At 67.1% G+C, this 25,587-nt stretch carries 26 protein-coding genes; 14 read left to right on the forward strand and 12 right to left on the reverse strand.

What is annotated here, in order from left to right; all coding sequences use genetic code 11:
* Positions 1–91: 91 nt before the first annotated feature.
* The gene (locus BN118_RS08130) at positions 92–2,167 is read left to right on the forward strand and encodes an ATP-dependent DNA helicase (RefSeq protein WP_014905709.1); all 2,076 of its coding nucleotides are present in this window, start codon (positions 92–94) and stop codon (positions 2,165–2,167) included.
* 61 nt (positions 2,168–2,228) lie between these two features.
* Here the strand turns inward: BN118_RS08130 and BN118_RS08135 are convergent, their stop codons facing one another.
* A complete protein-coding gene (locus BN118_RS08135; protein WP_003813594.1) occupies positions 2,229–3,029 on the reverse strand; it encodes an outer membrane protein assembly factor BamD in 801 nt (266 codons plus the stop codon).
* Positions 3,030–3,130: 101 nt separating this feature from the next.
* On the opposite strand from BN118_RS08135, the gene BN118_RS08140 reads away from it, so the two are divergent.
* From BN118_RS08140 to BN118_RS08190, 11 genes are all read left to right on the forward strand, one after another.
* The gene (locus BN118_RS08140; RefSeq protein WP_010930214.1) at positions 3,131–4,093 is read left to right on the forward strand and encodes an RluA family pseudouridine synthase; all 963 of its coding nucleotides are present in this window, start codon (positions 3,131–3,133) and stop codon (positions 4,091–4,093) included.
* On the forward strand, positions 4,081–4,836 hold the full coding sequence (pgeF, locus tag BN118_RS08145) for a peptidoglycan editing factor PgeF (RefSeq protein ID WP_019247742.1): 756 nt from the start codon (positions 4,081–4,083) through the stop codon (positions 4,834–4,836). Before BN118_RS08140 ends, pgeF begins: the two co-directional genes overlap by 13 nt.
* A 107-nt stretch (positions 4,837–4,943) precedes the next feature.
* Positions 4,944–6,581 (forward strand): PHA/PHB synthase family protein, encoded by a 1,638-nt coding sequence (locus BN118_RS08150; protein ID WP_014905710.1) that lies wholly within the window; start codon positions 4,944–4,946, stop codon positions 6,579–6,581.
* 67 nt (positions 6,582–6,648) lie between these two features.
* A complete protein-coding gene (gene phbB / locus BN118_RS08155) occupies positions 6,649–7,386 on the forward strand; it encodes an acetoacetyl-CoA reductase (RefSeq protein ID WP_003813586.1) in 738 nt (245 codons plus the stop codon).
* Between the two features lie 102 nt (positions 7,387–7,488).
* Positions 7,489–8,064, forward strand: a complete 576-nt coding sequence (gene phaR / locus BN118_RS08160) for a polyhydroxyalkanoate synthesis repressor PhaR (protein ID WP_003813585.1) — start codon at positions 7,489–7,491, stop codon at positions 8,062–8,064.
* 172 nt (positions 8,065–8,236) lie between these two features.
* On the forward strand, positions 8,237–8,773 hold the full coding sequence (locus BN118_RS08165) for an iron transporter (protein WP_010930217.1): 537 nt from the start codon (positions 8,237–8,239) through the stop codon (positions 8,771–8,773).
* Positions 8,774–8,775: 2 nt separating this feature from the next.
* The gene (locus tag BN118_RS08170) at positions 8,776–9,120 is read left to right on the forward strand and encodes a cupredoxin domain-containing protein (RefSeq protein ID WP_003813580.1); all 345 of its coding nucleotides are present in this window, start codon (positions 8,776–8,778) and stop codon (positions 9,118–9,120) included.
* A 15-nt stretch (positions 9,121–9,135) separates the two neighbouring features.
* Positions 9,136–9,981, forward strand: coding sequence for an FTR1 family iron permease (locus BN118_RS08175; RefSeq protein WP_014905711.1), 846 nt, complete (start codon positions 9,136–9,138; stop codon positions 9,979–9,981).
* A gap of 38 nt (positions 9,982–10,019) precedes the next feature.
* On the forward strand, positions 10,020–11,399 hold the full coding sequence (locus BN118_RS08180) for a 4Fe-4S binding protein (protein WP_003821443.1): 1,380 nt from the start codon (positions 10,020–10,022) through the stop codon (positions 11,397–11,399).
* A gap of 77 nt (positions 11,400–11,476) precedes the next feature.
* Complete coding sequence (locus tag BN118_RS08185; RefSeq protein ID WP_003813574.1) at positions 11,477–12,358, forward strand: PhzF family phenazine biosynthesis protein; 882 nt, start codon at positions 11,477–11,479, stop codon at positions 12,356–12,358.
* Positions 12,359–12,457: 99 nt separating this feature from the next.
* Positions 12,458–13,408, forward strand: a complete 951-nt coding sequence (locus BN118_RS08190; RefSeq protein ID WP_005015810.1) for an IS481-like element IS481 family transposase — start codon at positions 12,458–12,460, stop codon at positions 13,406–13,408.
* Here BN118_RS08190 and BN118_RS08195 read toward each other — a convergent pair.
* Together BN118_RS08195 and BN118_RS08200 are read right to left on the reverse strand one after the other, a co-directional pair.
* Complete coding sequence (locus BN118_RS08195; protein WP_014486105.1) at positions 13,405–14,355, reverse strand: IS481 family transposase; 951 nt, start codon at positions 14,353–14,355, stop codon at positions 13,405–13,407. The genes BN118_RS08190 and BN118_RS08195 overlap by 4 nt on opposite strands.
* Positions 14,356–14,441: 86 nt before the next feature.
* Positions 14,442–15,392, reverse strand: coding sequence for an IS481-like element IS481 family transposase (locus BN118_RS08200; protein ID WP_005013747.1), 951 nt, complete (start codon positions 15,390–15,392; stop codon positions 14,442–14,444).
* A 442-nt stretch (positions 15,393–15,834) separates the two neighbouring features.
* Between BN118_RS08200 and BN118_RS08205 the strand changes: the two genes are divergently transcribed.
* A complete protein-coding gene (locus tag BN118_RS08205) occupies positions 15,835–16,242 on the forward strand; it encodes a M15 family metallopeptidase (protein WP_004568536.1) in 408 nt (135 codons plus the stop codon).
* Between the two features lie 154 nt (positions 16,243–16,396).
* Here the strand turns inward: BN118_RS08205 and BN118_RS08210 are convergent, their stop codons facing one another.
* Positions 16,397–16,795, reverse strand: a complete 399-nt coding sequence (locus tag BN118_RS08210; protein ID WP_004568533.1) for a RidA family protein — start codon at positions 16,793–16,795, stop codon at positions 16,397–16,399.
* A gap of 149 nt (positions 16,796–16,944) precedes the next feature.
* Here BN118_RS08210 and BN118_RS08215 point away from each other — a divergent pair, with 149 nt between their 5' ends.
* The gene (locus BN118_RS08215; protein ID WP_014905712.1) at positions 16,945–18,174 is read left to right on the forward strand and encodes an NAD(P)/FAD-dependent oxidoreductase; all 1,230 of its coding nucleotides are present in this window, start codon (positions 16,945–16,947) and stop codon (positions 18,172–18,174) included.
* Here BN118_RS08215 and BN118_RS08220 read toward each other — a convergent pair.
* The 8 genes from BN118_RS08220 to BN118_RS08260 all read right to left on the reverse strand — a co-directional run bounded on the left by BN118_RS08220 (position 18,150) and on the right by BN118_RS08260 (position 25,570).
* Positions 18,150–18,752: a TetR/AcrR family transcriptional regulator gene (locus tag BN118_RS08220; protein ID WP_003810741.1), complete on the reverse strand. Its 603-nt coding sequence runs from the start codon at positions 18,750–18,752 to the stop codon at positions 18,150–18,152. The two genes, BN118_RS08215 and BN118_RS08220, sit on opposite strands and share 25 nt — an antisense overlap.
* A 239-nt stretch (positions 18,753–18,991) precedes the next feature.
* Positions 18,992–19,693 carry an ABC transporter ATP-binding protein gene (locus BN118_RS08225; RefSeq protein WP_003810743.1) on the reverse strand — a complete coding sequence of 234 codons (702 nt, stop codon included), beginning with the start codon at positions 19,691–19,693 and terminating at the stop codon, positions 18,992–18,994.
* The gene (locus BN118_RS08230) at positions 19,687–20,469 is read right to left on the reverse strand and encodes an ABC transporter ATP-binding protein (RefSeq protein WP_003816696.1); all 783 of its coding nucleotides are present in this window, start codon (positions 20,467–20,469) and stop codon (positions 19,687–19,689) included. Before BN118_RS08230 ends, BN118_RS08225 begins: the two co-directional genes overlap by 7 nt.
* A gap of 184 nt (positions 20,470–20,653) precedes the next feature.
* Positions 20,654–21,604, reverse strand: a complete 951-nt coding sequence (locus tag BN118_RS08240) for an IS481-like element IS481 family transposase (protein WP_005012808.1) — start codon at positions 21,602–21,604, stop codon at positions 20,654–20,656.
* Positions 21,605–21,702: 98 nt separating this feature from the next.
* Positions 21,703–22,440, reverse strand: coding sequence for a TerC family protein (locus BN118_RS08245; protein ID WP_014905713.1), 738 nt, complete (start codon positions 22,438–22,440; stop codon positions 21,703–21,705).
* A gap of 189 nt (positions 22,441–22,629) precedes the next feature.
* Positions 22,630–23,388 carry an SDR family NAD(P)-dependent oxidoreductase gene (locus BN118_RS08250; protein ID WP_010926609.1) on the reverse strand — a complete coding sequence of 253 codons (759 nt, stop codon included), beginning with the start codon at positions 23,386–23,388 and terminating at the stop codon, positions 22,630–22,632.
* Positions 23,389–23,434: 46 nt separating this feature from the next.
* Positions 23,435–24,424 (reverse strand): Bug family tripartite tricarboxylate transporter substrate binding protein, encoded by a 990-nt coding sequence (locus BN118_RS08255; protein WP_014905714.1) that lies wholly within the window; start codon positions 24,422–24,424, stop codon positions 23,435–23,437.
* A gap of 177 nt (positions 24,425–24,601) precedes the next feature.
* The gene (locus BN118_RS08260) at positions 24,602–25,570 is read right to left on the reverse strand and encodes a SphA family protein (protein ID WP_014905715.1); all 969 of its coding nucleotides are present in this window, start codon (positions 25,568–25,570) and stop codon (positions 24,602–24,604) included.
* Between the last annotated feature and the right edge of the window lie 17 nt (positions 25,571–25,587).

The following is a 25,587-nucleotide window of genomic DNA, read 5'->3' on the forward strand; positions in this document are numbered from 1 at the left end:
CGCGTTTATGTCACGGCGGCATGCGCCAGCCGGCCGGCTGCGTAGGCCGGAGGCGCTATTATGTCAGCCACTTTAGCGCATGGCTTGATCAATGCTGGACCTCGACATTTCGGAATTCTTCGCGGACGACGGCCCGCTGGCGCGCGCCATGCCGGGCTACCGGCCGCGGCAGTCGCAGGTCGAGCTGGCGCAGGCCATAGACAGCGCCATCGCGGCGCGCGCCACCCTGGTGGCCGAGGCCGGCACCGGCATCGGCAAGACCTGGGCCTATCTGGTGCCCGCCTTCGCGCAAGGCGGCAAGGTGCTGATTTCCACCGGCACGCGCACCCTGCAGGACCAGCTGTTCGCGCGCGACCTGCCGAAGGTGCGGCAGGCGCTGGCCGCGCCGGTGACGGCCGCGCTGCTCAAGGGGCGCGGCAACTATGTCTGCCACTACCACCTCGACCGCCTGCAGGGCGACGACCGCGCCTTGAAGTCGCGCGCCGAGATCGGCCAGCTGCGCCAGATCCAGGTGTTTGCCGGCATCAGCAAGACCGGCGATCGCGCCGAGCTGGCGCAGGTGCCCGAAGACGCCGATATCTGGCAACGCGTGACCTCCACGCGCGAGAACTGCCTGGGCCAGGAGTGCCCGCGCATCCGCGACTGCTTCGTGGTCAAGGCGCGCCGCCAGGCGCAGGAGGCCGACGTGGTGGTCGTGAACCATGCGCTGTTCATGGCCGACCTGGTGCTGCGCGAGGAGGGCGTGACAGACTTGCTGCCCGAAGTGGATACGGTGATTTTCGACGAGGCGCACCAATTGCCCGATACCGCGACCCGGTTCCTGGGCAGCAGTGTGTCGACTCACCAGTTGCTGGACTTCGCCCGCACGCTGGAGGCGGCCGGCCTGGCGTACGCGCGCGAAGCCGCCAAATGGAGCGATGTCGGCCGGCAGGTCGAGACCGCCGCGCGCGAGCTGCGGCTGGCCTGCGCGCCGCTGGAGCGGCTGCCCGGGCGCAAGGCGACCTTCGAGGCCATGCCGGACCCGGATGAATTCGACGCCGCGCTGGCCAGCCTGCGCGAGGTCCTCGACGCCGCGGTGCGGGCGTTGAGCGGCGTGGCGGAAAAACATCCGGACCTGGCCGCCGCCGCTCGCGCGGGCGCCGAAATTTCGGTGCGCCTGTCCCGTTGGGCCACGCCGCCGCGCCACGCGGCCCAGGCCGCCGAGCACGATGAAGGCTGGGGCCGCGACGACCAGGGCGTGGCGGTGGCCGCGCCGTCCGAGGCGCTGTTGGCCGAGGCGGCGGCCGCCGCCAACTGGAGCGGGCCGGCGGTGCGCTGGGTCGAGCATGGCCAGCATCATGTGCGCCTGCATGCGGCGCCCTTGTCGGTGGCACAGGCATTCTCGCGCTATCGCAAGCCCGGCCAAGCGTGGATTCTGATGTCGGCAACGCTATCTGTTTATGGTGATTTCGGCCATTTCACGCGGCAGCTTGGCTTGGAGGATGCCCGCACCGGACGTTGGGAGTCGCCATTCGACTACCCCGCGCAGGGCTTGCTGTTCGTGCCGCGCGATATGCCCGAGCCGCAGTCGCCCCGCTTCGTCGAGCGCTTCGTCGAGAATCTGCTGCCCTTGCTGGAAGCCAGTCCGGGCGGCGCGCTGGTGCTGTGCACGACGCTGCGCGCGGTCGACAAGGTGGCGCAGTTGCTGACCGACGCCTTCGCGGACGCGGGACACGACTGGCCGCTGTTGCGCCAGGGCGAGGCCACCCGCCGCGATCTGCTGGAACGCTTTTGCAAGCTGGAGCATCCCGTGCTGGTCGGCAGCGCCAGTTTCTGGGAGGGCATCGACCTGCCGGGCGATGTGCTGACGCTGGTGGCGATCGACAAGCTGCCGTTCGCGCCGCCCGACGACCCGGTCATCGAGGCCCGCCTGCGCGCCTGTCGGCTGCGCGGCGGCAATCCGTTTGCCGAGTACCAGTTGCCCGAGGCCGCCATTTCGCTCAAGCAGGGCGCGGGCCGCTTGATCCGCACCGAAACCGATTGGGGCGTGCTCATGGTGGGCGATGCCCGCCTGGTCGAGAAGCCTTATGGCAAGCGCCTGTGGCGCGGCCTGCCGCCGTTTGCCCGCACCCGCGACATGAACGAGGCACTGGCTTTCTACGCCCGCATGGGCGAGGCCGAACCATAACGGCCGCGCAAAAGGAAAACCCGGCCTGGGGCCGGGCTTTCCTTGGACTGCGCGAGTGGCGTCAGCGCCACGAGAACGGGTTCCACCAGCTCTTGTCGGCCGACAGGCCTTGCGTCTTGAATTTGCTGTTGGGATAGTTCTGGTCGAGCACGCGTTCGGCGTCGCCCTTCAGTTCGGTCATTCCCAGCTTGTCATACGACTCGACCATGATATAGAGCGCTTCTTCCGAGGCGGGGGCCCCCTCGAAATCGGTGATCACGGTCTGCGCCCGGTTGGCGGCCGCCACGTAGGCGCCCCGCTCGTAGTAGTAGCGCGCCACGTGGACTTCGTTCATGGCGATGGCGTTGACCAGCCAGGTCATGCGCTTCTGCGCATCGGGCGTGTACTTGCTGTTGGGGAAGCGCTGGACCAGTTCGTTGAACGCATCGTAGGACGCGCGCAGGCCCTTGGGATCGCGCTCGGCGGGGTCCTGGCCGGTCAGGTTGCTCATGAAGGCGCTGGCCGGCGTGAAGTTGACCAGCCCCTTCAGGTACAGCACGTAGTCCGTGCCCGGGTGGTTGGGATAGAGCTGCTGGAAGCGGTCGATGGCGGCCAGCGCCTGTTCGTTCTCGCCGTCTTTCCAGTTGACGTAAGCCAGTTCGATCAGGGCCTGCTGGGCGTACGTGCCGAACGGGTAGCGGCTTTCGATGGCGGTCAGGCGCTCCCGGGCATCGGTCCAGTTGCCCGCCGCGACTTCCTGCTTGGCGTCGGCGTACAACTGTTCGGCGCTCCAGCCCGCGGTCTTGTCGTATTTGGTGCTTGACGAGCCGCAGCCGGCCACGATCAGAATGGTTGACAGCGCGATCGCCGCGCGCAGGGCCACCCCGCGGCGGGAGGCGGGCTTCGAGAGTGCAGCGGGACGGTGAGTCACGTGAGTCCTATCCTTGGTGTTAGCATGGCAGGCTGATTATATGATTTGTCTTCATGTCTGATACAGCCGCCAGTGTAGACCTGCTTTCCGACGACGAACCGCTGCTGCTCACGGTGCCGCCGGATACCCCGGCAGACCGCCTGGACAAGGTGCTGGCGGGGCTGTTGCCGGGCCATTCGCGCAGCCGGCTGCAGGGCTGGATCGAGGCCGGTTACGTTTTGGTAAACGGCGCCCAGGCCAAGGTGCGCCAGGCGGTCGGCCCCGGCGACGTCCTGTCGGTCTGGGAGCAGCCGGCCCCGGAAAGCCGGGCTTTCGCGCCCGAACCGGTGGCTTTCGACGTGGTGGCCGAAAGCCCCGATTGGATCGTGGTGGACAAGCCGGCGGGGCTGGTGACGCATCCCGGGGCGGGCAACTGGAGCGGCACGCTGCTCAACGGCCTGCTGCACCGTTATCCCGAACTGGCGCGCGTGGCGCGTGCCGGCATCGTGCACCGGCTCGACAAGGACACGTCCGGCCTGATGGTGGTGGCGCGCAACGAACGGGCCCAGACCCACCTGGTACGCCAGCTGCAGGCGCGCACCATGGGCCGCCAGTACATCGCGCTGGCGCATGGCTGGCTGGGCGCCGCCGGTACCGTCGACCGTCCCATCGGCCGCGATGCGCGGGTTCCGGTACGGATGAGCGTCGAACGGCCCATCGCGCCCAAGCCGGCGGTCACGCATTTCGACCCGCGGCGGCGCGGCTGCGCCGAAGGCGGCGCCCGGGTGAGCGAGGTGCTGTGCCGGCTGGAAACCGGCCGTACCCACCAGATCCGCGTGCACCTGGCCAGCCTGGGGCATCCCCTGCTTGCCGACACGCTGTACGGCGGCAAGCCGCTGGCCGGCGCCACGCGCCAGATGCTGCACGCGCGGGCCCTGCATTTCGATGATCCGGGCGGCGCGGGCGAAGTCAGCTTCGAGGCCGGCGTGCCCGCCGATATGTCCGACGTCCAGGAAGCCTTGGCATGGAACGCCTGATACACGATCTGCCCGTCATCACCGGTCCGCAATGGGCGGGAGTGAACTATTTCTGCACCACGCGCGCCGGCGGGGCGGGCGTCGCGCCGCACGATACCCTCAACTTGGGGCTGCGCGCGGGCGATCGTCCCGAAACGGTGGCCGAGAATCGCCGCCGGGTGCGCGCCGCGGTGCCGGCCGAGCCCCTGTGGCTGCGCCAGGTACACGGCCACGAGGTGGTCGACGCCGACGCCGGCCCGCCGCATGAACCCGCCGCCGATGCCAGCGTCACGGCCGCGCCCGGGCGCGTGCTGGCCATCATGGTTGCCGATTGCCTGCCCGTGGTCATCGCCGACCAGGACGGCACCGTGCTGGGCGCGGCGCACGCCGGCTGGCGCGGCCTTGCCGGCGGCGTGCTGGAAAACACCTTGCGCGCCATGCAGGCCAAGGTGCCGGACGCGCGCGGCTGGCGCGCCTGGATCGGGCCCGGCATCGGGCCGGCGGCATTCGAGGTGGGGGCCGATGTGCTGCAAGCCTTTGCGGCCGACGGCCCCGAGGCCGCGGCCCTGTTCGCGCCGCGCCCGGGCCTGCCGGGCAAATGGCTGGCCGACCTGCCCGGACTGGCGCTGCTGCGCTTGCGGCGCGCTGGCGTACAGGCGCAATCCTGCGGTTTGTGCACGGTGCAGGACTCGCGATTTTTTTCGTATCGGCGAGATCGGGAAACCGGCCGGATGGCTTTGCTGGCCTGGCTCGACGCCCGGTAATGCGACTTCGGTATGCTTGCCGGATGGCTCCTAGGTATACCCGCATTGACAGTAAAAATGGCGGCATGCACCATCAATTCGCGCAGTTCCGATAACAAGGTGTCGAAGTGAACGCCCATCTTTCCGCTGCATGGCCCGTCCCGGTGAGCGTGGCACCGGACGCTCTGGCAGAAATCCAGGCCGATTTCTCTCGCGAATGGCTGCGCCTGTGTGACGAGGCCAAGCGTGGCGTACTGGGCGCTCCGGCCGACAAGCGCTTTGCCGGCGCAGCCTGGCTGGACGACCGCCAGCGCCTGCTGATGGCGCATGCCTATCTGCTGTCGGCCCGTGCAATGGCGCGCCTGGTCGAGGCGGCGCAGGTCAGCGAACCCATGCGCAACCGTTTGCGCTTCTCGGTCATGCAATGGGTCGATGCCATGTCGCCGGCCAACTTCCTGGCCTTCAATCCGGATGCGCAGCGCGCCATCGTCGAAAGCGCCGGCCGCACCTTGCAGGAAGGCATGGCCAACCTGCTCAACGACATCCAGCGCGGCCGCATCAGCCAAACGGACGAGACACAGTTCGAAATCGGCCGCAACGTGGCCACCACGCCCGGCCATGTGGTGTTCGAGAACAGCCTGATGCAGCTCATCCAGTACGCGCCGCAGACCGCCAAGGTCTGCGAGCGGCCGCTGGTGATCGTGCCGCCGAACATCAACAAGTACTACATCCTCGACCTGCAGCCCGAGAACTCCTTCGTCCGGTATGCGGTGGAGCAGGGCCATACGGTGTTCATCATCTCGTGGCGCAATCCGCTGGCGGCCGATACCGACGGCGTGGATACCGCCACCTGGAGCGAATACCTCGACGACGCGGTGCTCAAGGCGCTGGCGGTGGCCAGCGACATCAGCGGCCAGCCGCAGGTCAACGCGCTGGGCTTCTGCGTCGGCGGCACCATGCTGGCCTCGGCGCTGGCGCTGGCCCAGGTGCGCGGCGAGCGTCCGGTGGCCTCGCTCACGCTGCTGACCTCGCTGCTGGATTTCCACGATACCGGCATCCTGAAGGTGTTCGTCGACGAGGCGCATGCCTTGCTGCGCGACCACCAGTACGGACAGCGCGGCTTGATGCCTGCCCGCGATCTGGCCACCACGTTTTCGTTCCTGCGCCCCAACGAACTGGTCTGGAACTACGTCGTCTCCAATTACCTGAAAGGCAAGACACCGCCTGCGTTCGACCTGCTGTTCTGGAATGCCGACAGCACCAACCTGCCGGGGCCGTTCTTCGCCTGGTATTTCCGCAACACGTATCTCGAGAACAATCTCAAGGTGCCCGGACGGGCGCGTGTCGCGGGCGTGCCGCTGGACCTGACCCGGCTCGACATGCCCGCCTACCTGTACGGGTCGCGCGAGGACCACATCGTGCCCTGGCCGTCGGCCTACGCATCGACGCAATTGCTGCGCGGTCCCATGCGTTTCGTGCTGGGCGCTTCCGGCCATATTGCCGGGGTGATCAATCCGCCGGCCAAGCAGCGGCGCAGCTATTGGGTGAATGAATCGGCCGGCGCAGTGTCCCACGACCTGCCTGGCGATCCCAACGCCTGGCTGGCCGGCGCGGTCGAGCACGCGGGCAGCTGGTGGCCCGACTGGACCGCCTGGCTGGCCGGGCATGGCGGCAAGCAGGTCGCCGCGCCCGCGCAGGCGGGCAACAAACGGTTCCGGCCGATCGAGCCGGCGCCGGGACGTTATGTGAAAGTAAGAGCGGTTTGAGTACGCGCGCGGGCCGCAAGGCCGGCATTCTTGGCGGGCGTTCGCCGTGAAAACAGGAGGAAGTCAAATGAGCGGAAAATTGGCATATGTGACGGGCGGCATGGGCGGTATCGGTACCGCGATCTGCCAGCGGTTGGCCAAGGACGGCTTCCGGGTGGTGGCGGGGTGCGGCCCCAGCCGCAACTATCAGCAGTGGCTCGACGAGCAGGCGGCCCAGGGCTATACGTTCTACGCATCGGTGGGCAACGTGTCCGACTGGGAGTCCACCGTCAAGGCTTTCGAGCGCGTCACGGCCGACCTGGGCCAGGTCGACGTGCTGGTCAACAACGCCGGCATCACGCGTGACGGCCTGTTCCGCAAGATGTCGGTGGACGACTGGCGCGCGGTGATCGACACCAACCTGAACAGCCTGTTCAACGTGACCAAGCAGGTGCTCGACGGGATGGTGGAGCGCCAATGGGGGCGCATCGTCAACATCAGCTCGGTCAATGGCCAGAAAGGGCAGTTCGGCCAGACCAACTACTCGACCGCCAAGGCGGGTATCCATGGTTTCACCATGGCCCTGGCCCAGGAGGTCGCCAGCAAGGGCATTACCGTCAACACCATTTCGCCGGGCTACATCGGGACCGACATGGTGCGGGCCATCCGTCCCGACGTGCTGGAGAAAATCGTCGCGACGATTCCGGTGCGCCGGCTGGGTACGCCCGAGGAAATCGCGTCCATGACGTCCTGGCTGGCGTCGGATGAATCGGGTTTTGCCACGGGCGCGGATTTCTCGCTCAATGGCGGCCTGCACATGGGTTGAGGCCGCATTCGGAGGGGGCCGGGGTCCGGGGGGAAGCGGACGCCCGGTATTACACGTAAAATGATTGAAAGTTAAAGAGATCTCCCGATCTCGGGGACAGACATGACGCAAGCACAAACTGGCGCCGCCCTGCGCCTGATCAAGAAGTATCCCAACCGCCGGCTGTACGACACGCAAACCAGCACCTACATCACGCTAGCCGATGTCAAGCAGCTGGTTCTGGCCAACGAGAACTTCCAGGTTGTCGATGCCAAGAGCGGAGAGGATCTCACGCGCAGTATCCTGCTGCAGATCATTCTCGAAGAGGAAAGCGGCGGCATGCCCATGTTCTCGTCCAACATGCTGGCGCAGATCATCCGCTTCTACGGCCACGCCATGCAGGGCATCATGGGTTCGTACCTGGAAAAGAACATCCAGGCGTTCATGGAAATCCAGCAGCGCATGGCCGAGCAGTCCAAGGGGCTGTACGGCAGCCAGTTCGGGCCCGAGGCCTGGACGCAGTTCATGAACGTGCAGACGCCGATGCTGCAGAAGATGATGAACAACTACATCGACCAGAGCAAGAACCTGTTCGTCCAGATGCAGGACCAGATGCAGGATCAGACCCGGGCGATGTTCTCGAATTTCCCGTTCACGCCGCCGGGCGGCGATGGCCCGCAAGGCGGGCGCGGCAAGTAGCGCCAGCGAAGCTGGCTGAAGGAAAAGGGGCGCCCACGGGCGCCCCTTTTCCGTATGAGTCCTGAAATTGGGGTCGGCTTAAGGGATCTGTAAGCCGAACCGAACTACATTAATGAAAACGGTTCTTGTTTGTGTTTCTTCGAGCCGTTTTTTCAGTTAAGAGGACTCGTACATGATGAAGAAAGCCTTGCTACTTGCGCTTGCCCTGAGCCTGCCTGGCGCCGCGTTCGCGGCCGAGTATCCGATCGGCAAGCCGGCCGAGAAGGGCGGCATGGAAATCGGCGCGGTCTATCTGCAGCCCATCGAGATGGATCCCCCCGGCATGATGCGCGCCGCCAAGGACTCCGACGTCCACCTGGAAGCCGACATCCACGCCACCGCGGGCAACGCCACGGGCTTTCCGGAAGGCGAGTGGGTGCCTTACCTGGTCGTCAAGTACGAAGTGCAGAAGGTCGGCAGCGACAAGGTCCAGAAGGGCACCTTCATGCCCATGGTGGCCAACGACGGCCCGCACTATGGCGACAACGTCAAGCTGGACGGTCCCGGCAAGTACAAGCTGAAGTACACCATCATGCCGCCGACCGCCGACAAGATGAACCACTTCGGCCGCCATATCGACAAGGAAACCGGCGTGGGCCCGTGGTTCGAGCCGTTCGACCTCGAGTATGAATTCGTCTTTGCCGGCACCGGCAAGAAGGGCGGGTACTGATCGTGCGTGCTCCGGCGGCGGCCTTGCTGGCCATGGCATTGGGGCTGGGCGCGCCGCTGGCGGCGCGCGCCGCCGACCTGCCTACGTTCACCCTGACGTTCCAGCCCGACGGCACGTTCGAGCCGGCCCGCCTCGAGGTGCCGGCGGGGCGCTTCAAGATCGAACTGATCAACGCCAGCAACGAACCGGTCGAATTCGAAAGCATCCCGCTGCGCAAGGAGAAGGTGCTGGGCCCAGGCGTGAAGTCGTTCGTCGTCATCACCATCTCGCGCCCGGGCGAGTATCCCTTTTTCGACGACTTCCACCAGGACGTGAAGGGCACGCTGGTCGTCAAGCCCAAGGACTGAGCCACCGGGTCGGATATGGAACAAGTACTTTTCATCGTATGGCGCGAAAGCGTCGAGGCCCTGCTGGTGGTGGGCATTCTCTATGCCTGGCTGCGGGCCACGCCCGCCGGGCGGCGCGGCATGCCCTACCTGTGGGGCGGCGTGGCGGCGGGCTTGGCGTTGGCGCTCCTGCTGGCGCTGGTGCTGCTGGGCGTCTCCTCGTGGCTGAGCGACGAAGGCCAGGAGTGGTTCCAGGCCGGCATGTCGCTGGTGGCTTGCGCGCTGGTGGTCCAGATGGTGATCTGGATGAAGCGCCATGGCCGCACGCTCAAGCGCGAGCTCGAGGGCGGGGCGCGCGCCTCCATCGAACGCGACAACTGGTGGGGCCTGCTGGTGCTGGTCATGATCGCCGTGGCGCGCGAAGGCAGCGAGACGGTGGTGTTCCTGTACGGCACCGTGGCCGCGGCGGCCGGGCAGGCCGGGGATGCGGCGTTGCTGGTCCTGGCCGGCGCGGCGGGTTTCCTGATCGCACTGCTGACGTTCTGGCTGCTGCAATTGGGTGGCAAGCTGATCACCTGGCGGCGCTTCTTCCGCGTTACCGAAATCCTGCTGCTCCTGCTGGCCGGCGCCTTGCTGGTGGGCGGCCTGGACCATCTGATCTCGCTGGACGTGCTGCCCACGCTCATCGATCCGGTCTGGGACAGCTCATGGCTGCTCGACGACAGCAGCGGGATGGGCAAGGTCCTGGCCGATTTCGCCGGCTATCGCGCCTATCCGGCCTTGATCTCGGTATTGCTGTGGCTGGCCTATTGGCTGGTGGTATGGCTGCTGCTGCGCCGCGCCGATGGCGCAGCGGCGGTTTCGGCGCGTTCGGCCGCCTGAGGATACCCAGGCGCCGCGCCACGACATGAAGGTTTGACATGGCATCTGTACTCGGGCGGGCGACCGCCCGCTTTGCCGACGTGCTTCGCGACCATGCCCCTTTGCTGCGCAAGCTGCAATGGGGCATCGTCGCTGCGTATGCGTTCCTGTTGATCGTGCCGGTGTTCCTGCCCTTGCCGGACAACGCCGCGTCGGTCTTCGACAATCTGACCGTGCTGGCGCAATTCGCGTTCTGGGGCGTGTGGTGGCCGTTCGTCCTGGTTTCCATGCCGCTGTTGGGGCGCGCCTGGTGCGGCTGGTTCTGTCCCGAGGGCATGCTCACCGAGTGGGCCAGCGAGCGCGGCCAGGGCCGCGCCATTCCGCGCTGGATGCGCTGGGGCGGCTGGCCGTTCGTGGCCTTTGCCCTGACGACGATCTACGGCCAGCTGGTCAGTGTCTATCAGTACCCGCTGGCGGCGCTGGCGGTGCTGGGCGGCTCGACCGTGGCGGCGATGATCGTCGGCTGGCGCTATGGCCGCAGCAAGCGCGTCTGGTGCAAGTACCTGTGTCCGGTCAATGGCGTGTTCAACTTGCTGGCCAAGCTGGCGCCCTGGCATTTCAAGGTGGACGAGGAAAAATGGCGCCATCCGGTCATTCGCGTCGAGGCGATCAATTGCGCGCCGCTGGTGCCGCTGCGCCACATGAAGGGCGCGGGCGACTGCCATGTCTGTGGCCGCTGTAGCGGCTATCGCGGGGCGATTGCCCTGGCGCCGCGCTCGCCCGAAACCGAGATCGTGGAGGTCGCCGACGGCGACGGCTGGCAGACCGCGCTGATCTGTTTCGGGCTGATGGGCGTGGCGGTGGGGGCCTTCCTGTGGAGCGCCAGCCCCTGGTACGTGACGATCAAGCAGTGGGCGGCCGCCTGGCTGGTCGAGCATGACATCATCTGGCCGCTGCTGGACAATGCGCCGTGGTTCGTGCTGACGCATTACCCGGACGTCAACGACAGTTTCTCCTGGCTGGACGGCGCGGGCATCCTGCTGTTCGTGGCCGGGGCGACCCTGGCCGTGGGCTTGCCGGCATTCGCCGCATTGTGGCTGGCCGACCGCGTTGCGCCGCTGGCTGCGCGTGCGGGCCGGCTGGCAGGCGTGCACAAGCTGGCGCAGGGGTTGATTCCCTGTGCCGGGATCGGCGTGTTTCTCGGCCTGTCCGCCACCACGCTGACCCTGCTGCGGCACGAAGGGGTAGGTACGGGCTGGGCCAATCCGGTGCGCTTTACCTTGTTGGCGCTCGCCGTGCTGTGGTCGCTGCGCCTGGTATGGCGTCTGCTGGCGCGTCGTCCGGCCGGTCTTGCGCGGCGCGGGCTGGCCTGGCTGGCGGCGGCGGCGGGGCTGGCGCCGTTCTGCCTTTCGTGGGTGCTGTTCTTCGCCATCTGGTAGCGCGGCCACGCGCGGCGCGGTATGGTGGCGGTCCCGCCACCTCTGCCGAGCGCTGTCCGCGCCTGGTTCCGCCCGCCATGACGTCCTACGCTTTCCGCCTGCTCAATGTGTTCGCCGAATCCTGTTTCGGCGGCAACCCGCTGTGCGTGTTCGAGGACGCGCGCGGTTTGCGGGACGAGGAGATGCAGGCGCTGGCCCTGCAGTTCAATCTGTCCGAGACCACATTCATCCTGCCTGGCGGCGAAGGCGCCGATGCGCAGGTGCGCGTTTTCACGCCCGACGCCGAGATGCGTTTTGCCGGCCATCCTGCCCTGGGGACGGCGCGGGTGGTCAGCGAGTTGCTGGGGCTGGGGGCGTCGGTGCGCCTGGGTTTCAAGGCCGGCGTCGTGCCGGTGCGCGAGCACGACGGCGCATGGACTTTCACGGCGCCGTCGTCCGGCATGCCCAGGACGGCGCGTGCGGCTTTGGCCGCGGGCGAGATCGCCGGCCTGCTGGGCCTGGACCCTGCGGATCTGCATGACGAGCCGCTATGGGTGGACACCGGTTCCGACCAGCTGCTGGTGCCGCTCAAGACGCCGGAGGCGGTGATGCGCGCCGCGCCGCACGCCGCATGGCCCGCGCGCTGGCCCGCCAACAGCCTGGGCCGCAAGACCGCCTATGTCTTTGCATTCGGGCCGCAGACCGGCGCAGGCGCGCGGCGCATCGTGCAGTCCCGCTACTTTCATGCGCGCGCAGGCGGCGGCGTGGCCGAAGACCCCGGCACCGGCTCGGCATGCGCCAACCTGGGCGGCTGGCTGCTGGCGCGCGGCGCGCCCTTGCCCGCCCATATCCTGGTCGAACAGGGAGACCTGGTGCGCCGGCCGTGCCGGCTGCGGCTGGACGTGGATGATGCCGGCGCCATCCAGGTGGGCGGCGGCGTGATCGAGATCGGACGCGGCGAGATCCGCCTGCCGCGCTAGTTGTGAAGATTCAATAGGTTGTATGCATGGTTCATCCGAACCGGATTTGAGAAACTGGAAATCGCCACCCCCCCCAGTTCACTCAAGGAGCCCGGCCGGATGAACACCCATAAGCATGCCCGATTGACCTTCCTACGTCGACTCGAAATGGTCCAGCAATTGATCGCCCATCAAGTTTGTGTGCCTGAAGCGGCCCGCGCCTATGGGGTCACCGCGCCGACTGTGCGCAAATGGCTGGGCCGCTTCCTGGCTCAGGGCCAGGCGGGCTTGGCCGATGCGTCCTCGCGCCCGACGGTCTCGCCCCGAGCGATTGCGCCGGCCAAGGCGCTGGCTATCGTGGAGCTGCGCCGCAAGCGGCTGACCCAAGCGCGCATCGCCCAGGCGCTGGGCGTGTCAGCCAGCACCGTCAGCCGCGTCCTGGCCCGCGCCGGTCTGTCGCACCTGGCCGACCTGGAGCCGGCCGAGCCGGTGGTGCGCTACGAGCATCAGGCCCCCGGCGATCTGCTGCACATCGACATCAAGAAGCTGGGACGTATCCAGCGCCCTGGCCACCGGGTCACGGGCAACCGACGCGATACCGTTGAGGGGGCCGGCTGGGACTTCGTCTTCGTGGCCATCGATGACCACGCCCGCGTGGCCTTCACCGACATCCACCCCGACGAGCGCTTCCCCAGCGCCGTCCAGTTCCTCAAGGACGCAGTGGCCTACTACCAGCGCCTGGGCGTGACCATCCAGCGCTTGCTCACCGACAATGGCTCGGCCTTTCGCAGCCGCGCCTTCGCCGCGCTGTGCCATGAGCTGGGCATCAAGCACCGCTTTACCCGACCTTACCGCCCACAGACCAATGGCAAGGCCGAACGCTTCATCCAGTCGGCCTTGCGTGAGTGGGCTTACGCTCACACCTACCAGAACTCCCAACACCGAGCCGATGCCATGAAATCCTGGCTACACCACTACAACTGGCATCGACCCCACCAAGGCATCGGGCGCGCTGTACCCATCTCCAGACTCAACCTGGACGAATACAACCTATTGACAGTTCACATCTAGCTGTCGATTCTCAATAGGTTATTCACATCTGGGATACGCGTGATGGGTGGCTGATGTCCGAGAGCGGAGTGTGGCCGATACCAGTTGTAGCGGTCAATGAAGGGCTGCAAGGCAGCCTGTCGTTCGGCTGAGCTCGTGTAGGGCCTGGCGTATGCCCACTCCCGTAAGCAGGTCTGCACGAGGCGCTCGGCCTTGCCGTTGGTCTTGGGGGTGTAGGGGCGGGTGCGGATGTGACGGATTCCCAGCTCCACGCACACCGCCCGAAAGGTCCTGGAGACGTAGCCGCTGCCGTTGTCGGTCATCACGCGGTCGATGCGCACGCCCAGACTGGCGTAGTAGGCGGTGGCTTGGCGCAGGAACTCAGCGCACTGATCGCCGCCTTCATCGTCGAGGATGCGAGCAAAGGACACGCGCGAGAAGTCATCGATGGCCAGGTGCACAGCGTCCCAGCCAATGCCGCGGTTGCGGTTCTGGGCCCGATCGCCGGTGATGCGATGGCCCACGCCCCGGATGCGGCCCAGCCGCTTGGTGTCGATGTGCAGCAGCTCGCCTGGGCTGGCGCGTTCATAGCGGCGCACCGGCGCCGGCGGCTCCAACGAGGCGAGTCGACTCAGGCCGATGCGTTCCATATACCGCGCCACGGTGGCCAGGCTGCGGCCGGCTTCACGCGCGATGCGCCACAGCGGCAGACGCTGGCGGCGCTGCTGGGCGAAGTGCTCAACCTGCTCGGGCGCACAGGCCTTCGGGCTGCGGTGCGGGCGAGAACTGCGGTCAAGCAGGCCGTCCAGACCTTCGCTTCGGAAGCGGGCAAGCCACTTGTAACCGGTGCGCAGGCTCACCCCTGCCGCCTGGCTGGCCTGCCTCATCGTCCAGTTCTGTTGCATCACCCTGTTAACAAGAAGGGCTCGACCTAGGCGGGTCAATCGCGCATGCTTATGGTTGTTCATCCAGTGTCCTGCCCTGAGTTGCGATGGCGTGGTAACCACAGCATCCCAGGTCCGGCCTGGATGAACAACCTATTGAGACATCACAGCTAGGTGTGAACTGTCAATAGGTTGTATTCGTCCAGGTTGAGTCTGGAGATGGGTACAGCGCGCCCGATGCCTTGGTGGGGTCGATGCCAGTTGTAGTGGTGTAGCCAGGATTTCATGGCATCGGCTCGGTGTTGGGAGTTCTGGTAGGTGTGAGCGTAAGCCCACTCACGCAAGGCCGACTGGATGAAGCGTTCGGCCTTGCCATTGGTCTGTGGGCGGTAAGGTCGGGTAAAGCGGTGCTTGATGCCCAGCTCATGGCACAGCGCGGCGAAGGCGCGGCTGCGAAAGGCCGAGCCATTGTCGGTGAGCAAGCGCTGGATGGTCACGCCCAGGCGCTGGTAGTAGGCCACTGCGTCCTTGAGGAACTGGACGGCGCTGGGGAAGCGCTCGTCGGGGTGGATGTCGGTGAAGGCCACGCGGGCGTGGTCATCGATGGCCACGAAGACGAAGTCCCAGCCGGCCCCCTCAACGGTATCGCGTCGGTTGCCCGTGACCCGGTGGCCAGGGCGCTGGATACGTCCCAGCTTCTTGATGTCGATGTGCAGCAGATCGCCGGGGGCCTGATGCTCGTAGCGCACCACCGGCTCGGCCGGCTCCAGGTCGGCCAGGTGCGACAGACCGGCGCGGGCCAGGACGCGGCTGACGGTGCTGGCTGACACGCCCAGCGCCTGGGCGATGCGCGCTTGGGTCAGCCGCTTGCGGCGCAGCTCCACGATAGCCAGCGCCTTGGCCGGCGCAATCGCTCGGGGCGAGACCGTCGGGCGCGAGGACGCATCGGCCAAGCCCGCCTGGCCCTGAGCCAGGAAGCGGCCCAGCCATTTGCGCACAGTCGGCGCGGTGACCCCATAGGCGCGGGCCGCTTCAGGCACACAAACTTGATGGGCGATCAATTGCTGGACCATTTCGAGTCGACGTAGGAAGGTCAATCGGGCATGCTTATGGGTGTTCATCCGGCCGGGCTCCTTGAGTGAACTGGGGGGTTGGCGATTTCCAGTTTCTCAAATCCGGTTCGGATGAACCATGCATACAACCTATTGAATCTTCACACCTAGTCAGGCTCGCGTGGCGCCCTGGATTCTGCCGCAGGTGCAAGTCCTTCCGCAGCCGCCAGCAATGGCGGCTGTTTTCTCTTCCGGCGCCTGCGCAGCCCGGGAGTCTTGATTCTCTCTGATTGCCGCCCGCGGTTCTGACGCATGGAACGCGAGCGTTGCCTATTCCACTAATCGGGCACGGATGACGGCACGGGCCATCGGGCACGCGTCGCCGTACGGGTAGCCCGGCATCCCGCCGCTATCCATAACGGTTCGAGGGCATATCGATGTCAGCGTTGATGCTTTTGCGTGGCTGTGCTCTACGGCATGGCCCAGGCGTGCCGCAAGCAGGGCGTTGAGCATGGGGTTTCAGCTTTCCGCGCGCGATCGCCAGCGCCTGGCCGGGGTGTCCCCGGACCTGGCGGCCGTGGTGGAGGCGGCGGCCGGTGCATACAACGGGCGGTTCACGGTCCTGGAGGGCGCGCGCTCGGCGCAACGCCAGTCCAGGCTGCTCGCTCAAGGCGTCAGCCAGACGCTGCGCAGTCTGCACATACCCCAGCCGGACGGTTGGGCCCATGCCGTGGATCTGGCGCCGCTGGTGGAGGGAACTATTCCCTGGGAGGACTGGGCGTCGTTCAAGCGGTTGGCGGAGGTGATGAAGGAGAGCGCGGCCAGGCTGGAGATACCGCTGGAATGGGGCGGCGACTGGACGACGCTCAAGGACGGGCCGCATTTCCAGCTGCCGCGCGGTTGGCGGGGGAAGGCGTGAGCGTCCCGTTCAGGGGAGGCGCGCGCCGTACCTGCTCGGCGCCGGCGCCGTGGCGGACGGGCCTGCGTGGGCAAAGCAGTGAAGCTGGCTGACCGCGCAGCGATGCGCGCCGAGCGCAAGGCCGAGCAGGACAGGTTGAATGCAAAGAAGTAGCTCAGTCCAGCATGGCTTCGGCCTCGATCTCGATCAGCCATTCGGGTAGCGACAGGCCGCTGACGATGATCCAGGAGGAGGGCGGCGGGTTGACCGGAAAGCGGCGGCGCAGCGCGGCGGCGATGACTTCCTGATCGCCGCGCGCGTCTTCGCAGATGTAGATGCGCAGCATGATGATGTGCCGCATCGCGGCGCCGGCGGCCGCCAGCACGCGTTCGATGTTGTCCAGCGCGGCGTCGGTCTGTTCGTTCAGACCGGGGCCCACGGTGCGTTCCTGGGCGTCGACGCCGACCTGGCCGGACAGCATGATGCGGCGCTGCCCTGTGACGATCAGCCCCTGGCTGAAGCCGTATTGCAGGGAGTCGAAGACGGTGTCGGGGTTGAGGGCGGTTCTGGACATGCCGGCTCCTGTCTGTGCCTAGGGGTGTGAGGGCATTCTATTGCGTCCCGGCGTGGCGGCCGTGCGGGCGACGCAACGCGGATATTGCAATCCGGCATGGCGTTCTTATAATAATCAGATCGGTCGATTAATTAATTACGGGAAACGCTATGGCCACGGACAGTATCGCAATCATTGGCGCCGGACAGGCGGGCGCGGCGTTGGCGGCCCGCCTGCGCCAGGCCGGTTTCCAGGGCGGCATCGACGTTTTTGGCGCCGAGAGCGCGCCGCCTTACCAGCGGCCGCCCCTGTCCAAGAAATACCTGGCGGGCGACTGGGAGCAGGAGCGTTTGTGGCTGCGTCCGGCGCAGTTCTGGCGCGAGCAGGGCATTGCGCTGCACCTGGGCGGCACGGTCGAGGCGCTGGACCTGGCCTCGCGCACGCTGCGCTGCGGCGGCCAGCGCCATGGCTGGCGCAAGCTGGCGTTGACCACGGGCGCCGCGCCGCGCCCTTTGCCGGCGGCGTTCGCGGGCCGCAGCAATGTGTTCGAGCTGCGCAATCTGGCCGATGTGCAGCGCTTGCAGCCGGCGTTCCTGGCCGGGCGCAGGCTGCTGGTGCTGGGGGGCGGCTATATCGGGCTGGAAACGGCCGCGGTCGCCGCGCAGGCGGGGTTGTCGGTGCAGGTGGTGGAGCGCGCGTCCCGGGTCCTGGAGCGGGTGGCGTGCCCGGCCACGGCCGCGGCCATCCGCGCCCTGCACCAGCGCCACGGGGTGCTCATCCATGAGGGGCGCACGGTGGCGGGTACCGAAGGCGACGAGGCCCTAACCGGTGTGGAGCTGGACAATGGGCTGCGCATTGCCTGCGACCTGGTGGTGGCCGGGGTGGGGGTGGCGCCGCAAACGGCGCTGGCCGAGGCGGCCGGGATCGATTGCGACGACGGGATCCTGGTCGATGCGTACGGACGTACGTCGGCGCCGGATGTCTGGGCGGCGGGGGATTGCGCGCGGTTCGTGCTGGGCGGCGAGCCGGCCCGTCTCGAGAGCGTGCAGAACGCCATCGACCAGGCCGAGGCGGTGGCCGACGATATGCTGGGGCAGGGGCGGCCGTATCAGCCCGTCCCGTGGTTCTGGTCGGATCAATACGACATGAAGCTGCAGATCGTCGGGCTGAACCGCGGCTACGACGCGGTGGTCAGCCATGCGTCGGCCAAGGGCGAGTCGCATTGGTACTTCCGCGCCGACCGCTTGATTTCGGTCGATGCGCTCAATGACGGGCGGGCGTATATGGTCGGCAAGAAGCTGCTGGAAGCCGGGCGCGCGGTCGGCCGTGGCGAGGTCGAGCGGCCCGGCTTCGAGCCGATGCAGTTGCTGCGCGATCAGGCCGAGGGCAGGTTGAGGTAGCCGTCCAGGAACAGTTGCACGGTGCGCTCGGCGAGCGCATCGGGCGAGACGCTGCCATCGGCCTTGTACCAGGTGTAGGTCCAGTTGATCATGCCGAAGAACAGCATGGTGTCGACGTGGGCCAGGGTGCGGTTGGCGGCCATGTCGGGGCGCAGTTGCAGAAGCGCGTCGCGCACATAGGCGATCAGTTCGCGCTGCTTGGCGATCAGCGCCTTGCGCTGGTCTTCGGGCAGGGCGTCCAGGCAGGTCAGCATCACGACGTGCCGGTCGCGCGACGTGGCGTAGATCTCGAGAAACAGCTTTACGATCTGGAGAAAGCGCGTCTTCGGTTCGTTCGAGCCGTACAGGACCTGGCGGCAGCGTTCCAGCAGGGAGTCGACGTGCGTGGTGAGCATGTCGCGCAATACCGCTTCCTTGCTGTCGAAGTAATGGTACAGGCGCGATTTCGAGCACTCGCAGGCCCGGGCGATATCGCCAATGGATGTTTCCGAGTAGCCTTGGCGCGCAAACATTGCCGCCGCGCGCTCGATGATGGTGTCGCGGATATTCTCGTAATCCGCAGATCTCGTACGGGCCAAAACACCTCCGATGACGCGAGTGCCGCGATGGCTGTTCGTCGTGCCGCTGTTCGTCGTACACTCGCCGCCTGCAGTGGGCGGTGCCTGGCATAGGCAGGACGCGCCCGCTTAAAGACGCTGCCCGATGCCAAGCAACGACAGCGCGTGAACTCATGACTGAGGCAACCGCTAATTGTAGGGCCACATGGCCCCGGCGGCAATGCGCGGGCCGGCCCGCGCCGCAGGGTTCACCGCATGGTTCATATCCCCAGGTAGGCGGCGCGTATGCGCGGGTCGGCGATCAAGGCGCTGGCCGCGCCTTGCATGGTGATGTTGCCGGTTTCCATGACGTAGCCGCGGTCGGCGATCTGCAGCGCGCCGTAGGCATTCTGTTCGATCAGCAGCACGGTGACGCCGAGCGCCTTCAGCCCGCGGATGACGTCGAAGATCTGCTGCACGATGATCGGCGCCAGGCCCATCGAGGGCTCGTCCAGCAGCAGGCAGGACGGCCTGCCCATCAGGGCGCGCGCCATCGCCAGCATCTGCTGCTGCCCGCCCGACAGGCCGCCTGCGGCCAGATGGCGTTTTTCGCGCAGGATGGGGAACATCTGGAAAGCGTCGTCCATGTCGCGTTCGACCCGGTCGTCGGCGTACAGGTAGGCGCCCAGCCGCAGGTTTTCCTCGACGCTGAGGTTGGTGAAGATCTGCCGGCCTTCGGGCGAGTGCGCCAGCCCGCGCGCCAGGCGGCGATGGGCGGGCACGGCGGCCAGGGCCTCGCCGCGGAAGGTAATGGCGCCGGCCGAGACGGGCTGCACGCCGGACAGGCAGCGCAGCAAGGTGGTCTTGCCCGCGCCATTGGCGCCGACGACGGTGACGATCTCGCCGCTGTCGACTTGCAGGTCGATGCCGTGCAGCACTTCGATGCGCCCGTAGCACGAGCGTAGTCCTTGCACGGTCAGCATGGGCGGTCTCCCGGCTGGCTGTCGGTGCCCAGGTAGGCGGCGATGACCGCCGGGTCGCGGCTGATGGCGTCCGGCGGGCCTTCGGCGATTTTCTCGCCGTGATCGAGCACGACGATGTGGTTGGAAATGCGCATGACCATTTTCATATCGTGTTCGACCAGCAGGATGGCGACGCCCGTGGCGGCGACCTCGGCGATCAGGTGGTCGATTTCCTCGGTTTCGACCGCATTGCAGCCGGCGGCCGGTTCGTCCAGCAGCAGCACCTTGGGCTGCAGGGCCAGCGCGCGGGCGATCTCCAGCCGCTTGAGCGAGCCGTAGGAGAGGCTGGCGGCCTCGCGTTCGGCCGCGCGTTCCAGGCCCACGCGCTGCAGGAGCGCGCGGGCGCCTTCTTCGGCGCGCCGGGCGCGGGCCCGCGAGGCGCGCAGGTTGAAGAGGTCGGACAGCAGCGCGCCTTGCTCCTGCAGGTGAAAGCCCGCGATGGCGTTCTCCAGCACGGTCATGTTCTGGAAGATCTGCAGGTTCTGGAAGGTGCGCGACATGCCGCGCCGCGCCAGGCGGAACGGCGCCATGCCGGTGACGTCGTCGCGGTCCAGCACGACGCGGCCGGCGCCGGGCCGGTAGATGCCCGAGATCATGTTGAACAGGGTGGTCTTGCCCGCGCCGTTGGGCCCGATGACGGACACGATCTCGCCCGGCTCGACGCTGAAGGCGACGTCGTGCACGGCGCGCAGGCCGCCAAAGGTAATGCCCAGGCCGTGGATTTCCAGCAGGCTCATTTTTTCCTTCCTCGTATCGTGCGCATGATGGACGGAACCAGGCCTTCGGGCAGGAAGATCATGACCAGCATCATGGTCAGGCCCAGGATGAGGGGTTCGTAGTCGGCGAACACCGTCAGCACCTGCGGAAGCAGGGTCAGCAGGCTCGCGCCGAAGATCGCGCCGGCGACCGAGCCGACGCCGCCTAGTTGTGAACTGTCAATAGGTTGTATTCGTCCAGGTTGAGTCTGGAGATGGGTACAGCGCGCCCGATGCCTTGGTGGGGTCGATGCCAGTTGTAGTGGTGTAGCCAGGATTTCATGGCATCGGCTCGGTGTTGGGAGTTCTGGTAGGTGTGAGCGTAAGCCCACTCACGCAAGGCCGACTGGATGAAGCGTTCGGCCTTGCCATTGGTCTGTGGGCGGTAAGGTCGGGTAAAGCGGTGCTTGATGCCCAGCTCATGGCACAGCGCGGCGAAGGCGCGGCTGCGAAAGGCCGAGCCATTGTCGGTGAGCAAGCGCTGGATGGTCACGCCCAGGCGCTGGTAGTAGGCCACTGCGTCCTTGAGGAACTGGACGGCGCTGGGGAAGCGCTCGTCGGGGTGGATGTCGGTGAAGGCCACGCGGGCGTGGTCATCGATGGCCACGAAGACGAAGTCCCAGCCGGCCCCCTCAACGGTATCGCGTCGGTTGCCCGTGACCCGGTGGCCAGGGCGCTGGATACGTCCCAGCTTCTTGATGTCGATGTGCAGCAGATCGCCGGGGGCCTGATGCTCGTAGCGCACCACCGGCTCGGCCGGCTCCAGGTCGGCCAGGTGCGACAGACCGGCGCGGGCCAGGACGCGGCTGACGGTGCTGGCTGACACGCCCAGCGCCTGGGCGATGCGCGCTTGGGTCAGCCGCTTGCGGCGCAGCTCCACGATAGCCAGCGCCTTGGCCGGCGCAATCGCTCGGGGCGAGACCGTCGGGCGCGAGGACGCATCGGCCAAGCCCGCCTGGCCCTGAGCCAGGAAGCGGCCCAGCCATTTGCGCACAGTCGGCGCGGTGACCCCATAGGCGCGGGCCGCTTCAGGCACACAAACTTGATGGGCGATCAATTGCTGGACCATTTCGAGTCGACGTAGGAAGGTCAATCGGGCATGCTTATGGGTGTTCATCCGGCCGGGCTCCTTGAGTGAACTGGGGGATCGGCGATTTCCAGTTTCTCAAATCCGGTTCGGATGAACCATGCATACAACCTATTGAATCTTCACAGCTAGCCGCCCGGCGTGGTGGAGGCCGATTCGTCGTGGGTCGGCCGGGCATGGCGGCGGCGGGCCGCCAGCCACTTGCCGGCCGCCACCACCACCAGCGCCCCGGCGGCTTCCACGGCCAGCTTCAGCATGGGCGCGGGCTCGCCCCAGCGCTCGACCACGTAGATGTCGGTGATGAGCATGCCGCCGGCGATCCAGCCCAGCAGGCCGGCGCCCAGGGTGACGACCAGCGGGAAGCGGTCGATCAGCTTGAGCGCCAGCGTGCTACCCCAGACGATGATGGGCACGCTCACGCACAGCCCGAAGATCACGTAGTACAGCTGGTGGTCGGCCTGCGCGTTCTGGGCCGCGCCGGCGATGGCGATGACGTTGTCCAGGCTCATGGCGAAATCGGCCAGGATGATGGTGCGGATCGCGGCCAGCACCGAGGTGCCGCCGGTGATGTTGCCGTGCGCGTCCTCATGCGGGGCCAGCAGCTTGACGCCTATCCAGACCAGCAGCAGGCAGCCCAGGGCCTTGAGAAACGGAATGTCGAGCAGGACCAGCGCGAAGGCGATCAGCAGCACGCGCAGCAGCACCGCGCCGGCCGTGCCCCACAGGATGCCCTTGATGCGTTGCCGGTGCGGCAGGTTGCGACAGGCCAGCGCGATCACGACGGCGTTATCGCCGCCGAGCAGGATGTCGATCAGAACGATCTGGAATATGGCGCCCCAATGGAACGTCTCGATGGCCTCGACCATAAGTAGTCCGCCGAAAGGACGATGGAGCGCCGCATCGACGCGGCCCGCAGGCCGCTCCCTTGAAAGACACGCTCCTGCCGATTCTAGGCAGGGCGGCGGGCGGATCGGCCAGTACCGGTGACGCGCTCAGGGTTACTGGGCCGGGGCGCGGCGCGCGCCGGTCGTCGCGGCGCGGCCGTTGCGCGGTTCTTACGCGGCCGCGGCGCGCCCGCCGTCGATCTGGAAGATCGAGCCGGTCACGTGGCGCGATTCCTCGCTGGCCAGGAACACCGCCATCGCGGCGATTTCGTCTGGTTCGGGCAGGCCCAGCAGGTGGCGCGACACCGCCGCGGCCACGCGCGGATCCTCATCGATGAAGCGCGCCATGCGCTCGGACAGCACGGCGCCGGGCGCGATGGCGTTGCAGCGCACGCGTTGCTCGGCGAACTCCACCGCCATCGAGCGCGTGAGCGCATGCACGCCGCCCTTGGCGGCCGTGTAGGCGTCGCGCCCTTTCAGGCCGCGCAGGGCCGCGATCGACCCCATGTTGACGACCGCGCCGCCGCCGGCCGCGGCGATGCGCGGGATGGCATGGCGGCAGCACAGCACGGTGCCCAGCAGGTCGATGTTGATGGCGCGCCAGAATTCCTCCAGCGCGAATTCCACCACCGAGCGGTCGTTCAGGCTGGAGCCGCCGGCGTTGTTGACCAGGATGTGCAGCGGCCCATGCTCGGCCTCGGCCAGCTCCATCGCTTGCCGCACGCTGTCCTCGTCGGTCACGTCCAGGCGCGCGAAACGCGCACGCGCGCCGGTTGCGGCCAGCTCCGCGGCCAGCGCCTGGCCGCGCTCGGCATCGATATCGCCCAGCAGCACGCTCGCGCCCTCGGCGCAGAAGCGGCGCGCCATGGCCGCGCCGATACCGACGGCCGCGCCGGTGATGAGGGCGTTGCGCCCCGAAAGTCGTCCCATAGTGTGTCCTGGTGAGGGCCGGGCCGCTTCGGCCCGGCCCGATGGTTCATTCGAGCCGGGTGCCCGAGCGCTTGACGATCTCGTCCCAGCGGGCGATCTCGTCCTGGATGAACTGGCCGAAGGCCGGGCCATCGAGCGTCTTGATGTCCATGCCCAGCGCTTCCAGGCGCTCGCGGATGGCCGGCTGCTGCACGGCGGCGATCATATCAGCCGACAGTTTCTCGGCGATCGGCGCGGGCGTGCCCGCCGGAGCCAGCACGCCGAACCAGGCGCGCACGTTGAAGCCTTCCAGCCCTTGCTCGGCCACCGTGGGCAGATCGGGGAAGGCCGACGAGCGATGCGCGGCGGTGACCGCGATCGGGCGCACCTTGCCGCTCTTGATGAAGGGCAGCGCCGCGGGCACGTCGACGAACATCAGCTGCACCTGGCCCGACACCAGGTCGGTCAGCGCCGGCACGCTGCCGCGATACGGCACGTGCAGCAGCTCGACGCCGGCGGCCAGCTTGAACAGCTGGCCCGACAGGTGCTGCGAGCTGCCGTTGCCGGCAGACCCATAGGCGACCTTGCCGGGGTTGGCGCGCAGGTATTCGATCAATGTCGGGATCGAGGTTACCGGCAGGTCGTTGTTGACCAGCACGATATTGGTCTGCTCGGCCAGCAGGGCCAGCGGGGTGAAAACCTTGATCGGATCGTAGGGCAGGCGCTCGCCATAGAGCGCGGGGTTGATGCCGTGGGTGGCGATGGTGCCCATGCCGATGGTGTAGCCATCGGGCTTGGCGCGCGCCAGCAGGTCGGTGCCGATATTGCCGCTGGCGCCGGTGCGGTTTTCCACCACGATCGACTGACCGTAGCGGGTGGACAGTTCGCTGGCCATGGTGCGCGCCAGCGTGTCCAGCACGCCGCCGGTGGAGAACGCCACCAGCAGGTGAATCGGCTTGTCGGGGTAGGTACCGGTACTGGCGGCCGCCGGGGCGGCCAGGAATCCAGCCGAGCCCACCACGGCCAAGGCATGGGCAAATCGGCGAATCAATCGCATGCGAGTCTCCATCTTGTTGTCGTGACTGAAGGCAGGCGACGATCTCGCCCGCGCCAGGCGCACATTAAGGCAGACCCGGGCGGGCAAAACCAAATCTTTTTATGGATTCAGCAGAATATTTTATGAATGCGCGCGGCCGCGCGGCGCGGCCTGGAAGGTCCGCGAGATCCCGCCCTGTCAGAAGATCAGCGCGACGGTGCCCAGCACGGTGCTGTCGCTGTCGAGCCGGCGCGTGCTGCTGACGGTGGGGGTCCAGCGCAGGCTGAACGACAGCGAGCGCTGGTCCGCCAGCTTGCGGTCATAGGTGAGGATGGGGCCGAGCGCCCAGTCGCGGCCCTCGAAGCCGTTGAGGCGGTCGGCCGTCGGGCCCTTGTCCGGTCCCAGCTGCTGCTGGGTGCCGACGATGAGCCCGGCGCCCATGCCGTTGCCGAACAGCTTGCGACCCATCAGCTCCAGGCCGAAGATCGGCGCGTTGCGGTAGTCGGTGGCCGTATTGCGGGTATAGAACTGCACGTTGGCCACGGCGTCGAGCTGCAGGCCGTGTTCGGGGAACATGCCGGTATAGGCGACCTGCGGAATGAAGGTCCAGTTGTTCAGGCTGGGGTTGGCCAGCGCGTCGGCGTCGTACTTGCCGGTGGGCGCCCAGATGCTCAGGCTCAGGGCCAGGTGCTGGGTCTCGGAGAAGTGGTAGCCGGCGATCAGGGGCGTGAAGTTCAGGTCGAACAGATTGGACGCGATGTCGCTTTCGCGGGCCGCGCGCCCGCGCTCGCCGGCCAGCGTGGCGGTGGTCTTGAGCCACAGGTAGGGGACGGTCAGGCTGGAGGCGAAGTTCCAGCGTCCGGGGCCGGTGTCCCAGGTCTTCATGAGCGTGGCCAGGGTCAGGGCCATTTCGGCGTCCAGGCCCAGCGAGGTCTTGCCCGCCACGGGCACTTCGCGGCTGCCGCCTATCCTGCCGTCGAGATAGAGCTGGCCCAGACTCAGCACCGTAATGGGTTGCGGCGACACCACGCCGGCATTGGGCTGCACCGTCGTGCCCGTGACCAGCCTGCCCAGCGCGCCCTCGGTGGCGCGTGCCGCGCCGGGCAGGGCGGCCAGCGCCAGGGCCAGACCGGCGTTGCAAAAGCGCCATGCAAACCTGCTGCGCATATTGTCTCCACGATCGC

Source organism: Bordetella pertussis 18323, from assembly GCF_000306945.1.
In the GTDB taxonomy this organism is placed as follows: domain Bacteria; phylum Pseudomonadota; class Gammaproteobacteria; order Burkholderiales; family Burkholderiaceae_B; genus Bordetella; species Bordetella pertussis.